This window comes from Roseateles aquae (assembly GCF_032337115.1).
Lineage (GTDB): Bacteria > Pseudomonadota > Gammaproteobacteria > Burkholderiales > Burkholderiaceae_C > Roseateles_C > Roseateles_C aquae.
The window spans coordinates 469,977-486,525 of the sequence record NZ_JAVXZY010000002.1 but is presented as its reverse complement, the minus strand read 5'-3'; the positions used below and the strand labels follow the sequence as shown (position 1 = coordinate 486,525).

Here is a 16,549-nt window from a genome sequence, read left to right as displayed (position 1 = left end):
CGAGGCCGCCTCGGCACTGGGACGGCGCTGCGCTGCGGCCAGCGAACGCAGCACATGCTTTGAACTTGCGTCATGCCGGTGAGCCGCTGGTGCTTGTTGAGGCGCGCGCGGGTGGTGATCCCGGTCGGGCCAAGGCTGCGTCGGCCTGCTGCTGGATCGCGTCCTTGTCCAGAATGACGGCGTCAGGGATGGCGTCTGGAAGCAGGCGCTCCAGGCGCCGCAAGGGCTGATAGAGCAGGCCCAACGCGGTGAGGATGATCGACAGCAGACCCAGTGTCACGATCATGACGGCGGCTGCACGCGAGTTCCCGTAGGCGGCCCACTGCTGGAACAGCGTGCCGCCTGCGCCCTCCTTGAACAGCGGGTGAATCACGCTGTCGACCATCCAGCCCGCCAGAACGGTGCCCAGGGGCATCAAGGAGCGCGCCAGCATCTGGTTCGCGGCAACGACCCGCCCTTGCAACTCCAGGCCGACCTTGACCTGCACGAGGGAGAGCCAGTGCGCATTGATGAAGGCGGTGCAAAGGCCGATGCCGAACATGCCGGCCATCGCGAAGCTGAGCTGCGGGGCGATGGAAATCGCGATGGCAGAGCCGCCGAACAAAGCTACAAAGCCCACCATACCAAGGACACGGTCGCGCAGGCCGCCCCAGATGCTCATGATCAAGCTGCCCAGCAACATGCCCGCGCCATTCATCGCCATGACTTCACCGAGGGGGATGGCGCCGGAGAAGCTCATCACCAAAGGCGTTACAAGCACCAGCACCATGCTGGCGAGGCAGTTGCCAAGCGCAAAGAAGACGGCCAGGGCAACGAGCCCCTGGCGCTTCAGGATGTAGCGCCAGCCATATGTCATTTCCTTCCAGAAAGGCTCTTCCTGACGCTTGAAGAGTGCTTGGGGAAAGCGCACGGCGAGCAGGGCGGCAAACGCCAATGCAAAGCTGGCGATGTCCAGCATCAGGACGCGGTCCAAGCCCAGGCGCAGCATGAGGACGCCACCAAATAGCTGACCGATCAACAGGCCAGAGGCACCGCCGAGTTGAACAAAGCCATTGGCGTGCCCGAGGTAGCGCTTGGGCGCCAGTTGGGCGATGGCGGCTGTGTAGGCCGGTTGACGGAACGCGCTCGCGACCGCGCTCAGCGTCGCCACGATGTAGAGCGCGGCAATGCTCAGCTGCTGACTCCAGGCGAGCGCAGCAGCGGTCGCTGCAAGGCTCAGCCCGGCGGCGTCGCAGCACAACATGATCGTGCGACGGTCCCAACGGTCAGCGATGGCGCCTGCAATCGGTAGAACGAGGATGCCGGGCAGGATGCCCAAGGCGGAGATGGTGGCAAAGTCAGAAATCGCACCCGTCTGCTGGTAGACCCAGACGCCCAGTGCAAACGTGGACAAGCCGCTACCAATCACCGATACCAACTGTCCCAGGGACACCAGCACGAAGGGCCACAGCGTGCCGAGCGCCGGCCGCGTGGAAGCCGGCGACGCGAGCGCAGCGGTTCTGCTCGCCGGCGCTTCACGCTGCGCGCTGCGCCACATGCGCGCCTGATGGCTGCCAAGCGCGGCGAGTTCGCGTGCCTGGTGCTTCTGGAAGAAGTGTCCTGCGCGAGGAATGCTTTGCAGCGTCACGTGCCGGCTGAAGCGACGCCACTCGAGGTATTCCTCCGCATGGAACTCGGTCGCACGGTCGCGTTCGCCGACAACGCATAGCAAGGGCACATCCAGCAATGGTGCATCGGGCGCGCGATAGTGGCGTGTGTAGAAATCTTCGGCCTGGCGTCCGTCATGGCGCATATTTCGGACCAGGAATTCCAGCTCCTCTTCGGCTTCATCGCCCGCCGCACCGCCTGTCACCAGCAAGCCGTCCAGGATGGATCGATTCGAGATCAAACCGTCGGTTGGCAGTACGCGGCTGATGGCGTCGAAGATCCGGCCAGGCAGGCGTGGCATCGGAAACGAGCCGCCGACCAGGACGCCCAGCAGCCGTGTGAAGCCACGGGCTTGGAGCTGCTGCGCGATCGCCACGGCCATGCCTGCGCCGAGGCAGTGGCCATACAGCAGCACGTCGCCCTGGATGCTGTCCACGATCTCATCGGCGCAGCGCCGGGCGACGCCATCGAAGTCTTGCAGCGGATCGTCGCGCCGGGCGAAGTCATGGCCCGGCAGCTCAATGGCATGCAAGGCGTCTCCGTCGGGAATGGCTGCCGAGAGTGACAGGTAGGAGATGGCGCTACCGCCACCAAAGGGAACGCAGACCCAACTGACCCCGTCTGCACTCGCCACATTGGCGCTGAGCCGGTGAAGCAGGCCCTCGTGCTGCAGGGGCGCAGCGCCACTCAGATGGACAGCTAGCGCCGCCACCGTCGGGTGGCGGAACAGGTCCATCACGCTCAGACCGTGCCCTATGCCACGCACGGCGCGCACCGCCTTGAAGGAGTCACCGCCCAGTTCAAAGAAGTCTTCGTCGACACCGAAAGAATCGATGCCCAGCAGCGCCGACCAGACGCCTGCGATCTCCATCTCCAGTGCCGAACTTGGCGGGCGGGACGTGGCCACCGAACGACGGTGCTCTTGGGAAGGGGCGGGCAGGGCGAAGCGGTCGAGCTTGCCATTGGCGTTAAGGGGCAGCCCTGCGAGCGGAACGAAGGCTGTGGGCACCATGTAGTCCGGCAAGACCTTGCGCAGCGAGTGGCGCAGCGCCTCGATCGTTTCGACATACTCGGATGGCGGCGTCGTCGGCGCGAATACCAGGTAGGCAACCAGACGTTTGTCTCCCGGCGTGTCTTCGCGGAGGATGACGCGCGCCTCGAGCACGGCTTCGTCCGTGATCAAGGCTTCAATCTCCGCGGTCTCCACCCGGTAGCCGCGGATCTTGACCTGATGATCAATCCGACCGAGGAATTCGACCCGGCCGTCGGCGCCCACGCGCGCAAGATCGCCGGTTCGATAGAGGCGAGCACCCGGCGGACCGAACGGATCCGGAACGAAGCGCTCAGCGCTCAGCGCCGGGCGTGCCAGATAGCCGCGGGTAATGCCCGTACCACCGATGTGCAACTCACCCGGGATGCCGATACCGACCAGTTGAAGTCCTGGGTCTAGGACGTAGGTCTGAACATTGCCAAGCGGCTCACCCAAGGGAAGCGGACCCTCCTGCGCCGGCAGTTCGGCAGGCACGGTGTAGGCCAGCGCGGCAACGCTGCTCTCGGTCGGCCCGTAGTGGTTCTGAATGTCCAGCCCTGGGCGTTCGGCTCGTACGCGTGCCACCATGTCCCAGTGGCAAGCTTCACCGGCGAAGACGAGGCAGCGCTGCGGCAAAAGATCCGCCAGCGGCGCCAGCGAACTGAGCGTCTCGAAATGGCTGGGTACCAGCTTTAGCACGTCAGGGCGGTGCTGGCGCATGTAGGCGGCAAATGCCTGTGGGTCGGTCACGCGGGCATGGGACATGACATGCACGCAGCCCCCGCTGCTCAGAGCACCGTAAAGCATGGTGGTGCCAAGATCGGCAGCGAAGGTGGAAACCATCGCAAAGTGGCAGGCTTGCGGCAGGTTCAGCCTGCGCATGGCGCCTTGCAGGTAGTTGAGGTAATGCCGGTGTTCGACGCCGACGCCTTTGGGGCGTCCGGTTGAGCCTGAGGTGAACAAGACGTACATCAGATGCCGCTCGTCGTGCAGCACGGGTACAGGCTCAAGCGGGTAGGCCGCAATCATCGCGGCGTCCCTATCCAGACAAATCGCCTCAATGCGACCGCCCGGCTCGAACGGGGCAAGCAGATGGGCTTCGGTCAGACAAAGCCGGGCATCCGCATCTTCGAGCATGAAGCGCACGCGATCGACCGGGTAGCTGGAATCGATCGGGACATAGGCGGCGCCGGCCTTGAGTATGCCCATGATGGCGACCACGGTCCGGTGCGAGCGCTCCATGTAGACGCCAACGCGTTGGTCCGGACCCGCCCCCTTGGCGCGAAGGCAGGCCGCGACACGATTGCTCCACTCGTCGAGTTCCCGGTAGCTGAGTACGTTGCCCTCGTGAACGACGGCTGGGGCAGCTGGTGCTCTGGTGACATGGGCTGAGAAGAGCGCGAGGACGTCGCGCAGCTCCGGATAGTCTTGCGCGCTGTTGTTGAACTGCGTCAGCAGGGCTTGGCGCTCGTTCTCTGGCAGCCAGGCAAGCTGCGAAAGTGGCGCATCCAGGCGTTGCAGCATGTCGCTCAGCAGCGTCTGCAGATGAGTGAGCATGCGCCTGACCGTGTCGCGCTCGAAGAGATCGGTGTTGTAGGTCACCGAGCCGCCCAGGCCCTCTTGCAGGTCGTCGATGGCCCAGCTGAGATCGAACTTGGAACGGCCGATGTCAATCGCCAGCTCTTGCGCGGTGACGCCCTCCAGTTCCAGCGCTGCGCGCGGGATGTTGTTGATGGACAGCATGACCTGGAAGACTGGCGTATGCGCGAACTGGCGCTCCGGTGCCAGTCGCTCCACCAGCTTTTCGAAGGGAAGGGATTGGTGGTCCAGCACCGTCATCCAGTCTTCCCGCGTTTGCTGCAGCAACTGCCTAGCCGTCCTCACATGCGCTGGCCTCACTCGCATGGCCACCGTGTTGACGAAGCAGCCAATCAGCGCTTCCCACTCAGGCGCATGCCGACCTGCAACCGGCGTGCCAAGTACCAGATCGCCTTGCCCGGTGTAGCGCTGGTAAAGCGTGGCAAGAGCGGCCAGGAAGATGATGAATGGGGTGACGCGCTCCTGCTGTGCGACCTCATGCAAGCGCTGCTGCGTCTGCATGTCCAGCTGAAACCATTCAATGGCGCCCGCGTTGCTTTGCACTTGTGGTCGCGCTCTATCAGTGGGCAATTCGAGCAGTGCCGGTGCCCCGACCAGTTTGCGCTCCCAGATCTCGAGTTGGCGCTCAACACTCGCCGGGTCGAGCGTCTGTGCCTGCCAATGCGCGAAATCGGCGTACTGAAGCTGCGTCGCATCCGGTGCTGCAGCGCTGCTTCTGCCCTTGTAGGCGGCACTCAGCTCACGCAGCAGCAGACCGACCGACCAACCATCCGCAGCGATGTGATGCAGATTGAGGAGCAGCAGGCTCCGCTGCGCGCCGGCGCGCCAGAGGCAAGCCCGCAGTGGGGGCTCTTGGTCCAGCGAGAACGCGCGGCCTGCTTCTTGTGTGGCCAGGGCTTGAAGCTCGGAAAGGGCGACGTCCGGCTCGACATCGATGATGTGCAGGCGACATTCGCTGACATCGCGGAGGAAGGGCTCAGGCTCGCCGCCCTGGTCCCGGTAGCTGGTACGCAGGATTTCATGGCGCTGCGCGACGGCAAGCAGCGCGTCACTCAGCCGTTGCATGTCGAGCTCGCCGTGAAGGCTCAGCAGAAGCGGAATGTTGTAGGCCGCATTACCTGGTTGCCATTGATCCAGGAACCACAAGCGTCGTTGTACCGAGGACATCGGAATGCCCGCCATGGCCGGACGCTTTAGCAGTTGCGTGGCGGGGCGCGTTGCGGACTGAGCCTTGCGCAGGCGCTGCTCCAGCAGACGGCGCCTTGCGTCCTCCTGCGTGTCCTGTGCGCTCATACGCGGATCCCCTCTATGGCCCGTGGGCTGGTTTTTGGAGGCGGCTCGTGCTGGCTCAGCTCCTGCGCCACTTCGGCCTCGTTCATGCTGTCGATCTGCGCGGTCAGCAGTGCTTCGATGCGCAGCGCCAATGCCGCGACGCTCGGCGCTTCAAATGCCAGCCTCAGGGACAAGCCGAGTTCGAAGCGATCGCTCGCTCGCGCGATGAGCTGGGCTGCCAGAATGGAGTGCCCGCCCAATGCGAAAAAGTCGTGCTCAACGCTCACGTCCGGCACACCCAAGACCTCGCCATAGAGCGCTGCCAAGACCTCCTCGATCACGTTGCGAGGTGCGATATGGCTGTCGGCCCCACCGGTCGGGACCCGCGTCGTCGGCGCTGGCAGCGCCTGCCGGTCAACTTTGCCGTTTGGCGTTCGCACAAATTCGGGCAAGGGAATGATTCGGGAGGGCACCATGTGCTCGGGCAGCTTGGATCTGAGTGCTTGCAACAATGACTGCGTGTCGATGGCCACGGCGTCCAACGCCACGACATAGGCGACCAGTTGCTTGCCGCCTGGGCCGCTGGTGTAGGTGCTGACAACGGCGTCCTGGATGCCATCAATCTGGGTGAGTGCTGCTTCGATCTCGCCGAGCTCAATGCGAAAGCCGCGAATCTTGACCTGCTCATCGATGCGCTCGACAAAGCTGATGGAACCATCGGTGAGATAGCGCGCGTGATCCCCGGTTCGATACAGACGCGAGCCAGGCGCAATGCTCGGGTCGAGGCCGGCAAACGGGTCCGGAATGAACCTCTCGGCGCTCAGCCCTGGTCGGCCACGGTAGGCGCGCGCTACACCGGCGCCGCCGATGTAGATCTCACCGGTCACCCCGGGAGGCACCGGTTCAAGATTGCTGTTCAGCACATAGACCCGGGCATGTGGAATCGGCCGACCGATTGACGGCGCTCCGCCGTCAGGCTTGCAAGTCGCCATCGTCGTGCAGATCGTGGCCTCGGTCGGACCATAGGCATTGATGAATCGGCGTCCGGGTGCCCAACGGTCGACGAGGGCGGCGGAGCAGGCTTCGCCGCCAGCAATGACAGATTTCAAGTCCGGAAGATCGATGCAGGGAATCGTTGCCAATACGGACGCGGGCAGGACGATGATGCTGACAGCCTGTTCACGCAGAAAGCTCGCCAGAGCGTCTCCGCCGACGATCTCAGCCGGCCGAAGCAGCAATCTTGCGCCCGCGGCCAGCGTCATGCAGACATCGGAGACGGAAACGTCAAAACCGAAGGAGACAAACTGGAGTACACAACTATCCGGGTCGACGCCGAAACCCTCGATCTTTGCCAAGACAAGGTTGTAGAACGCTGCATGCGTGACTTCAACGCCCTTGGGCCGGCCTGTTGAGCCGGACGTGTAGATGATGTAGGCCAGGCTGCAGGCCGTGAACGCCGGGGCAGGGGCACGCTCGGCCTGCTCGGCCAGTTCGGCACTGTCGTGATCCCAGTCCCAGACACAGGCGGCGTCGACAAACAGGGCCTCGAACGCGGTGCAGCGCCGGCGCTGGCCACTGCCGGTGATGAGCTGCTGCGGACGCGAATCGCCAATCATGAAGGCAATGCGCTCGTCGGGAAGCGCGGGGTCAAGTGGCAGGTAGACGCCACCGGCCTTGAAGATGGCCAACATGCTGCAGACGAGTTCGGGGCCGCGCTCCAGAAGCACAGCCACAGGCACTTCCGGCCCGACGCCCCGAGATCGCAGCCGGTTGGCAAGCTGATTGGCACGACGCTGGAGCTCGCCATAGCGCCAGACCGTCGTGCCGGAGATGAGGGCAATCGCTTGCGGGTTTGCCCGAGCCTGGGCATCGAACAATTGATGCGCCAAGCCCTGCTGCGCCTGGCCACCGGTCGCGTTCCAAGTCACGATGGCTCGCTCCCGCTCAGCGCGGCTCAGCATGTGTAGCTCATCGGTGCGTTTGCCCGGATTCTCAATGGCGTCGGAGAGCAGGGCCTGAAAATGAGCAAGCATGCGTTCGGCCGTCGGCACGTCGAACAGATCGCTGCTGTACTCCATGCTCAGCCTTGCACCGGAGTCTTGCGGGTCCAGGACCACTACAAGATCAAAGCGCGCGTGTTCAGCGGGCACCTCTCCGGCACAGCGCAGGCTCAGCTCCGGTCCGAGCTGCACCGTCGGCTTGCGACTCTGCACCACCAGCATCGATTGAAAGACCGGCGTGTGTGCCAGATCGCGCTGACCGCCCAGCGCCGCGACAAGATCGCCGAAAGGCAGTTCGCCGTGTTGATAGGCCTGCAAGCAGGTCGAACGAACGTCGCAAAGCAGCTGCCTGAAGCTGCTGCGGCCTTGCAGGCGAACCCGCAGTGCCACTGTGTTTACGAGGTAGCCGATCAGGGACTGTGATTCAGCGTCCGAGCGCAGATTGAACGGCGAGCCGATCAGCAAGTCCTGCTGACCTGAGTAGGCTCCAAGCCAGGCTGCGTAGGCGGCCAGCACGTACATGAAAGGCGTCACACGCTCACGACGGCAGGCCTGCTCCAGGCCCGCCATCCAATCCGCTGAGAGTGAGGTGCAGAGTGTTGCACCGCGGTGCGTTTGCGCGAGTGGACGCGGACGGTCTGAAGGCAGCGAGAGCACCGCGAGTTCGCCTGCGAGTGCATGTGTCCAGTACTGCAGGAGGGCTTCACGGCGCGCGCCCTGCATGCGAGTGCGTTCTCTGGCTGCAGCCTCATGCATCTGCAGAGGCAGCGAGGGCAGCTCGTGCGTTGTTCCAGCCCGCAACGCGGCATAGATGCTGGCGAGCTCCTTCATCAGCACCTCGGTCGAGGCGCCGTCGAAGACCATATGGTGCACGGTAATGGCCAGTTGATGCCTGCGCTCATGCTCGCGGTACAGATGGGCGCGCAAGAGCGGGGGGCGGGCCAGATCAAAAGGCAGTCTGAGCACACGCGCCTGGTCTTGCTTGGCCCATTCCCGTGCTTCGGGCATTTGGCGCAGATCGTGAACGACAAGGGCGATCGGTGCTGGCTCTGCGAGACAGATGCGGACCGCGCCGTCCTGCATCTCAAACCCTGTGCGCAAGACCTCATGGCGCTTCATCAATTCGGTGAAGGACTGTTCTAGGACTGACACATCCAGTGAGCCGCTCAGTTCAAACACTATGGCGGTGTTGTAGAGAGACTTGTCCTCTGAGAATTGTTCGATCAGCCACAGGCGCTCCTGTGCAAATGAAAGCGGCCGAGGCAGCATCGGGTCAATCAACTGGAAAGTCATGTCAGCGCACACTCCAATTCGTTGCGATGGAATGAAAAATTCGGTCCATCGCCGCAGACCAGGTGGGCGCTCCAAGGGCGAGCCCGACCTGCAGTACATGAAGCCCGCCAGCAAAGCTCGGGCGCAGTCTCGATCAATCGTGACCAGAGGCTCTACTACGCTTCTCTGAGCATCGACGGGACTATCCAGACCTAAGGCGCACGGTGGCGACGCTATGTCGATCGGCACATTGGGAGCTCCAGACTACGGGGAGAGCTCCACTACACCTAAGCAAAATGGCTGCAGGCGAACGGCGGCTGCAAGGCAACAGCAAATCTGGAAAGGCACGCAGAGCGCGGACTATTGTCGAGCGCCCATTTGACGCAAATACGTGCTTTCCTGACTTGATCTTTGTGAGGGTGCATTGTTTGCTTCTGCGGCCCGACCGCGCAGTGCAGTACGGACGACAAACGTTCTCGCGAACAGCCATCACTTGATGGCCTCGGTGATAGCAGCTGACTGAACCTGGCCGGCTCGAACTTGTGCCACTGCGCTGCACAGGCTTGGCGGCGGGCGCAGGCGCAAAGCGGCGCGCCCTCGTGCACGACCGTGAGCGCAGCTTTCGAGGACTGCGGCTACACGGCGTGGTGAAAGCAGCATGGTGGTGCGGTCGGACTACACCGCTGGTCTGACCAAAGTCAGGGGTCATGGCGGTGCGCCAGGCGTCTTCAGCGCGGCAGCCGCTCTCGGACCCAGGCGTGCGCGGCCATCAGGACTTCGTCGCTGCCTTGGCGCAGGCTCTGCGTGCTGCGCGGCATCACGATATCCGGCTGCAGACCGCGTGCGTGGAAGCCGCTGCCGTCATGGCGTCGGACTTCCAGGCCGGTGAAGGTCAGATTGAAGGCGGGGTTCTGGCTCAGCCGGATGCTGGTCATGTCGCCATTGGCACCGGACGTGCGCTCGCCGATCAGCGGGATGCCGGCGCTCTGCGCGAAGCCGAGCATGTGCTCGTTGAAACTCTGGCTTTGCGCCGCGCAGAGTGCGATGACCGGGCCTTTCAGCTTCTTGCTGGCCTCGGCGTTCTGAAGCTCGGGCAGCCGCCGCGGCGGCTGCGTCGGGTCGAAGGGCTGGACCATGTTCATGGGCAGCGCACGGATCTGGCCGGCAGCGAAGCGCGCCAGTGTCTGGTTCAGCGCGAAGGTCTTGGGATAGCGGCGCAGATCGAGCACCCAGGCGCGCGCCTTGTCCATCTCGGCCTCCACCGACTGGCGCTGCTCGGGCAGCATGTCGGACAGGTTGACATACAGCGTGTCCGCGTCCAGCCAGTAGGTCAGGGGCTTGCCGGGGAAGAGCAGGGCCTGTGCGCCTTCCACGATGATGTCGCTGCCCTGGTTGGCCCGCAGCTGGCGTTCATAGACTTGCCCATTCGCATCCCTGAACTCCATGCTCACCAGGCTGTCCTTGGGCGCCAGCGTCGCTGCGTTGAGCGCGGCGGCGAAGCCCAGGTGCGGGTTGCGCAGCGTCTTGGGCATCTCACGTGCCAGCCAGTCGCTGCTTGAAACACCATTGATGGACAGCAGTTCATCGCCAACCTTGACGTCGGTGAAGTCCGCGCGTGCCAGGCTGACCGTGGCACGCCCCTCGATGCGGTCGAAGCGCAGCGGCAGCCGGCCTTGAGCCGGACGGTTCAGGTCCAGGGGCGTGAGGCCGACATGGTTGTCCTGCAGCTTGGTCAGTGCGAGGCGCATGGCCTGGAACAGTGACTCCGGACGCTCGGCGGCAGGCGCGTCACAGGCCTTGAGCAGGGGTGCGAGTTCGGCCTCCCAGTCCAGCTGCGGGAGGTCGGGGAAGTAGGGGAAGAAGTGGCGCAGCGTGCCCCAAGCCTTGGCGGCCACGGTCAGGCAGAGATACGGGTCGGTGACATGAACTGCCAGCTGCACGCCAGCGGGCGGTTCGAAGCCACGGCTGGCCGGCACGCTATGCTCGTTGCGCCAGACCTGTACCAGCGGCAGTTCGACCTCAATATCGCCAAGCCGATAGCGCGCGTGGCTGCGCGTCGGGCCTTGCGTTGGCATTTCCAGGCTGTTGCGGTCCAGCAGCTTGCGCACGTTCTCGTAAGCCTGCTCCGGATCGTAGGGTTCGAGGCGGTCAACATAGCCCCGGTGGTACCAGGCAACCAGTGCACGGCCGTCGGGCAGCGTCGCCGGGCTCGCGTCCGGATCCAGCCGCAGGGCCGGCGCCATCGTGGAGAACAAGGCCGACAGCCTGGTCGCGAGCGGTTCCGCTGCGGGGCGGCTGGCCACCGAATACATGCCGTACTGCAGAAACTCATCCCAATTGGTTTCGGCGACACCGTCCGACGGGTGATAGAACTGCACCTGGAAGGCCAGCCGCGCGAAGCTTGCGAGGTCGCCAAGCCGGCTTCCGAGTGGTACTTCGGCCAAGGCTGTGCCGCCGGACTTGCCGGCGGTTTGCAAGGGTGCTGGCCGCAAAAGCGCGCGGCCCACCTCCACCGGGGGATCGGCGGGCGGTGGTGTGGTGTTGCTGCTTGGCGAGACACTACCGCCCGAGCCACCACCACAGGCGGCCAGCATGGCAAGGCTGAGGCCGGCGATTGCCTGACCGCAAGAACTAATGGCTTGACGCACAAGGCCCTCCAGGGGGGCGTCGCGCAGTCTTGCTCTTGTACTGCTGGCGGGTCAGGGCGCGCCCGGTTGAATCGAGGCGGATGCCTCGCTGCTGGGGCGCAATTATGGTGGGCGGGCTGGGTGTCAGGGCATGGGGAGAAACGCTCAGATGGCGCGTCCGCTGGGCGCGGGCCGAGAACGCCTCAATAGCGATCGTCAAAGGCAAAGATCGGCTTGCGCGTCTTCCATTGGCCGCCGGTGAAGTCAGGGAAGGGCAGGGTCTTGAAGCCCTCGACGATCGACTGCTCGGACAGCGGCGTGATCGCGCTCCAGGCCACCGCGTCGTAGATGTCGATGGGCATGGCCGCATTGGCCTTGACCGCTTCGATGAAGGCGTGGATGACGAAGAAGTCCATGCCGCCATGGCCGGCACCTTCTGCTTGCGCGGCGTATTTCTTCCACAGCGGGTGGTCGAAGCGGTCCTGGTAGGCCTGGAAATCCTCCCATTGGTGGGCCGGGCTGCGGCCCTCGATGTGGATGCCGTGGTTGAGGTCCATCCAGAGGCCGTCGGTGCCCTGCACGCGAAAGCCCAGCGAGTAGGGACGCGGCAGCGAAGTGTCGTGCTGCAGCAGGATGGTCTCGCCGTTCTCGCAGGCCAGGGTGGTGGTGACGATGTCGCCCAAGGCCCAGTCGAGCTTGGCATTGGGATGGTCCTTGGCGCCGAGCTTGCGGCCCAGGTAGTCTTTCAGCCCACGCGACTTGCTGGCGAAGCTGTTGATATGGGTGAAGCGATTGCCGCGATGGATATTGGCATACATGGCCAGCGGGCCGATGCCGTGGCTGGGGTAGAGCTCGCCATTGCGGCGGCGTGCATGCTCGGTGCGCCAGCGCGCTTCGCTCCAGCCCTTGGCGCCGAATTCGGCGCCGCTGCCATAGGGCTTGCTCGGGTCGCCGTTATTGAACTTCACCGCGCGCAGATCATGCTGGTAGCCGCCTTGCAGGTGCACCAGTTCGCCGAACAGGCCGGCGCGCACCATCTGCAGCACGGCCATCACATCGCGGCGGAAGCAGACGTTCTCCAGGAGCATATAGGGCGTGCCGGTGCTTTGCTGGGCGCGCAGCACGTCCCAGTGGTCCTGCAGCGTGACCCCGGCCACCACCTCGCAGCCGACCGCCACCTTGGCCTGCATCGCGGCAATGGCCATCTCGGCATGCCACTCCCAGGGCGTGGCGATGATGACGGCATCAAGCTTCCTGGCGTCGAGCAGGCGGCGGTAGGCCTGCAGATCGCCATCTTCGCCAAAGGTCTCGGGCTTGGAGCGTCCAGCCTTATTCACCATGGCCAGCGCGCGGCCCAGCATGATGGGCTCAATATCGCACAGCGCGGCCAGTTCCACGTCCTCGCGGCGTAGCAGTTCGCGCAGCAAGACCTGACCCCGCATGCCGGTGCCAATCAGGCCCAGGCGCAGCTTGTCGCGACCGGGTTTGGCCAGGGCGGGCAGGCTGCCCAGCGTGGTGGCGGCGAGTGCAGCGTGGCTGCCGTGACGGAGGAAGTCTCTTCTTTGCATGGTGCTTGATGAAGGCTGGTGAGACACAGGCCGATCTGTGGCCTGCTTGGGAATGTAGCCTTGCTCAGGGCAGCAGGTTCAGCTGCACCTGGGGTTGGCTGGTGGCTGTGGGCCGGCTGAAGTTCTGGCCGGCGCTGACGGTGTCGTTGAAAAAACCGCCCATGCGCAGATAGAACTTGCCGCTGGCAGCGTCGATGCCGCCAGCGTAGTCCAGCCGCTGTCTGGCATTGCCGGTGGCATCGGTGGTGAAGCGGCCATCACGCAGCTCGGTCCACACACCTTGGTTGTTGACCGCCCATTGGCGGCCGATCAGCATCTTGCGGCCCAGATAGCCCTGGGTATCGATGAAGTTCTCGGCGAAGGAATAGGGGCCGGTCAGCCAGGTCGTCGTGTTGGGGCGCTTGAAGCTGGCAATCAGGCGCCATTGGCCGGTCTCGGGCGGGTAGAACCAGGCGGTGTATTCGGTATTGCCCTGGCCATCGGGCCGCACGCGGTTGATGAAGGCATAGGTGCGCCCGGCCACCCAGGGGTAGACCAGATAGCTCTGGCCGCCGGTGCCTTCGCCGCCGAAGCTGGCGTCGACGACGCCCGGGCCCTTGCGTGTCAGCGTGGTCCTGCCGCTGCTCGGGTCCCAGACCGAGAACAGCACCCAGCGTTCGGTGCTGCTCTTGACCTGGATGCCGAAATTGCCCTCGCCGAAGCCATTGGCCATGAAGTAGGAGCCGATCGGATCGGCGCCGCTGGGAATGGTCAGCTCGTTGTAGAAGTACTCGGTCTGCGCCGGCGCGGTATAGCCCATATGGACCGAGGGGCCGCGGCGCGACCAGTAGAAATTGCTCGCGTCATTGGCATAGACCAGGCCGGTGCTGGCGCTGCCGCTGAGATCGAAGCCCTGAACCGCGGGGTACTGGCTGCTGTTCTTGCTGATGCCTTGCAGATCGATGCGCAGATAGCCGGCGCTGCCGATATTGACGGTGCCAACCGGGAAAGCCGCTCCCCCGTTGGGCTGCAGCTTGACGGTGAAGCTGCTGCCGGCGACGCTGACGCGCACATAGGAGATCGTGCCGCTGGCCGGCGTGGCACGCAGCGCCAGTGTCAGGCTGCCCGGCTGCGCCACGCGCACATAGCTGCTGATGACGGCGCTGCTGCTGGTCCAACCGCTGAGGCCGCTGTTGCTGACGGTTTCGCTGCCGTTGGGCGCGGTGGTGGTGATGTAGGCGTTGCCGCCGAGCTTGACGCTGCTGGCCGCCTGAGCCAGCGCGCAGGCGCCGAGCAGGCTCAGCGCGGCCCAGCGCGCCGAGCGGCGCAGGGTCAGCGACAGCCGCTGGGACAGTGTTCGCGACAGGGCCGCGACGGTGGAGAAGTAGAACATGGGCACAGACCTTCTTGAGGGTTGAGGGGGACTGCGAAGCTGCGTCCCAGCTGAGGCGGGCAAGGCCGCCTGGCGTCACCGATGCGCGGGGGCGCCAGGGCTGGGGTCAGGTCTTGCGCCGGCTTCTACCGGCCCGGCGCAAACCCTTGTCGTGGCACGCTCCTCTCTTCTGCATGCCATGGCCGAACGTCTGCCGCTCAGCGGCGGCGCCGCGTCGCCGCACCCACGGCCAGCAAGCCCAGTGCCATCAGACCGTAGCTCGCTGGCTCGGGGACGGCGGGCGCCAGGCCCAGGCTGAGGCGGCCGGATTGCCAGAGCCCGTCGGGCGACAAGCCATCGGCCGAGCGCTCGCTGAATTCCAGGCGCAGCACGCCATCGGTGCCGACGCTGAAGTTCAGGCCCTGCTCGGTGAGGTCGATGTGGCCGCTGAAGTGCTGGCTGCCGGCCTGGTCGACGCCGAAGCCAGGCGCCAGCGACACGGCGCTGCTGCTGTCGGAAGAACTCAGCGTTACCTGCAGCTCGGACAGCCAGCTGGGTGCGAAGGCCTGCAGCGTCACATCCCAGTCCAGGCTGTTGATCTGGGTGTTGGCGCCGAGATTGAGGCTCAGCACGGTGTTGCCGCTGGCGCCGAGCAGGCCCTGGCTGGCGATATGGCTGACGTCGACATTCAGCGTGTTGGTGCTGGTGCCGGTGCTGGCCTGGGCAATGAGGCAGGCCGTGCCCAGCGCGAGGGCCAGCGTGGAGCGGGCAAGCGTGGTGGTGATCATGGTTTTTCTCCGTAAGGGGCGAAGTCGCTCAGGGCAGGGTGTTCAGCTGCACCTGCGGTTGCATGCCGGTCAGCGGACGGGTGAAGTTCTGGTTGGCCGGCACGGTTTCGTTGAAGAAACCGCCGTTGCGCAGATAGAACTTGCCGCTGGCATCGAGGCCGCCGGCGAAGTCCATGCGCTGCTTCGCTGCGCCAGTGGCGTCGACGGTGAAGCGGGCCTTGTTCAGCTCGGTCCACACGCCGGTGCTGCTGACCGCCCATTGCTGGCCATAGAGCGCGCGGCGGCCGGCGAAGCCGTTCTCGTCGTAGAAGTTCTCCAGGAAGCTGTAGGCGCCCTTCAGCCAGGTGTTGGTGTTGGGGCGGTGCCAGGTGGCGATGAAGCGCCACTGGCCCAGCTCCGGCGCAAAGAACCAGGCCGAGTAGTCGGTGGCGCCCTGGCCGTCCGGACGGGCGCGGGTGATGAACTTGTAGGTGTTGCCGGCGACCCAGGGGAAGACCAGGTGCGACTGGCCGCCGGTGCCTTCGCCGCCGAAGCCATTGGTGATCACATCGGGGCCCTTGCGCAGCAACGTGGTCGAACCCACGGCCGGATCCCAGACCGAGAACAGCACCCAGCGCTCGTTCGGGCCGTTCACCTGCACGCCCATATAGCCTTCGTTGAAGCCGTTGGTCATGAAGTAGGAGCCCAGCGTGTCCTCGCCGGTGGGCACGGTCAGCTCGCTGTAGAAGTACTCGGTGTTGGCCGGCGTCGTGAAGCCCAGGTGGACCGAGGGGCCGCGGCGCGACCAGTAGTAGTTCTCGGCGTCGTTGGCATAGACCAGGCCGGGGGCGGCGGTACCGCCCAGCTCCAGCCCGCTGACGACGGCAAACTCGGGGCCGGTGCGGCTGACGCCTTGCAGATCAATGCGCACATAGCCGGCCTGGGCGATGTCGAAGCTGGCCAGCGAGGCGACCGGGCCGGGCACGGCGCTGAGCTTGATCGGCACCGACTTGCCGTTGACGCTCAGCCGCAGCGTGCTGGCACCGCCCTGAGGCAGGCTGGCCTTGAGCGCGACGCTGAGCTTGCCGGGCTGGGCAACGCGCACCCAGCTGCTGATCACGGTGCTGGGATCGCTCCAGTCGCGCAGCGTGCGGCTGTCGTAGTCCATCCAGGCGCCGTCGTTGTCGCCAAAGCGGGTGAAGAAGGCATTGCCAACGGGCGACACCACCGGGGCAGGGGCCTTGGCCACGGTCGCGGCGGGGCTGCTGCTGGCTGCTTGCACGCTGGCAGCGACGCTGGCCAGAGCCAGCAGGCCGAGGCTCAGGGCGAGCTGGCCCAGCACGCGGGTGGGACGCTGAATTCGAAGGTCAAACATGGTCGCTTTCCTTGCAGTCATCGAAAGCGCCGAGCGCGTTG

7 protein-coding genes are annotated in these 16,549 nt (G+C 64.9%); all 7 read right to left on the bottom strand.

What is annotated here, in order from left to right:
- Positions 1-70: 70 nt before the first annotated feature.
- Entirely contained in the window at positions 71-5,569 is a 5,499-nt protein-coding gene (locus RQP53_RS07405) for a non-ribosomal peptide synthetase/MFS transporter (RefSeq protein WP_315649581.1), read from the bottom strand.
- Positions 5,566-8,841 carry a non-ribosomal peptide synthetase gene (locus RQP53_RS07400; protein WP_315649580.1) on the bottom strand — a complete coding sequence of 1,092 codons (3,276 nt, stop codon included), beginning with the start codon at positions 8,839-8,841 and terminating at the stop codon, positions 5,566-5,568. Before RQP53_RS07400 ends, RQP53_RS07405 begins: the two co-directional genes overlap by 4 nt.
- Before the next feature lie 707 nt (positions 8,842-9,548).
- On the bottom strand, positions 9,549-11,414 hold the full coding sequence (locus RQP53_RS07395; RefSeq protein WP_315649579.1) for a S41 family peptidase: 1,866 nt from the start codon (positions 11,412-11,414) through the stop codon (positions 9,549-9,551).
- A 236-nt stretch (positions 11,415-11,650) separates the two neighbouring features.
- Positions 11,651-13,015 (bottom strand): Gfo/Idh/MocA family protein, encoded by a 1,365-nt coding sequence (locus RQP53_RS07390; RefSeq protein WP_315649578.1) that lies wholly within the window; start codon positions 13,013-13,015, stop codon positions 11,651-11,653.
- Between the two features lie 64 nt (positions 13,016-13,079).
- Positions 13,080-14,387, bottom strand: coding sequence for a DUF3472 domain-containing protein (locus RQP53_RS07385; protein WP_315649577.1), 1,308 nt, complete (start codon positions 14,385-14,387; stop codon positions 13,080-13,082).
- A 197-nt stretch (positions 14,388-14,584) separates the two neighbouring features.
- Positions 14,585-15,154 (bottom strand): PEP-CTERM sorting domain-containing protein, encoded by a 570-nt coding sequence (locus RQP53_RS07380; protein ID WP_315649576.1) that lies wholly within the window; start codon positions 15,152-15,154, stop codon positions 14,585-14,587.
- A gap of 28 nt (positions 15,155-15,182) precedes the next feature.
- Positions 15,183-16,508 (bottom strand): DUF3472 domain-containing protein, encoded by a 1,326-nt coding sequence (locus RQP53_RS07375; protein WP_315649575.1) that lies wholly within the window; start codon positions 16,506-16,508, stop codon positions 15,183-15,185.
- Positions 16,509-16,549 lie beyond the last annotated feature (41 nt).

Excerpts from the sequence above, each read along its gene's own strand:
- RQP53_RS07395 (WP_315649579.1), bottom strand. The coding sequence starts at position 11,414 with ATGCTGGCCGCCTGTGGTGGTGGCTCGGGCGGTAGTGTCTCGCCAAGC.
- RQP53_RS07405 (WP_315649581.1), bottom strand. The coding sequence starts at position 5,569 with ATGAGCGCACAGGACACGCAGGAGGACGCAAGGCGCCGTCTGCTGGAG.
- RQP53_RS07390 (WP_315649578.1), bottom strand. The coding sequence starts at position 13,015 with ATGCAAAGAAGAGACTTCCTCCGTCACGGCAGCCACGCTGCACTCGCC.
- RQP53_RS07380 (WP_315649576.1), bottom strand. The coding sequence starts at position 15,154 with ATGATCACCACCACGCTTGCCCGCTCCACGCTGGCCCTCGCGCTGGGC.
- RQP53_RS07400 (WP_315649580.1), bottom strand. The coding sequence starts at position 8,841 with ATGACTTTCCAGTTGATTGACCCGATGCTGCCTCGGCCGCTTTCATTT.
- RQP53_RS07375 (WP_315649575.1), bottom strand. The coding sequence starts at position 16,508 with ATGTTTGACCTTCGAATTCAGCGTCCCACCCGCGTGCTGGGCCAGCTC.
- RQP53_RS07385 (WP_315649577.1), bottom strand. The coding sequence starts at position 14,387 with ATGTTCTACTTCTCCACCGTCGCGGCCCTGTCGCGAACACTGTCCCAG.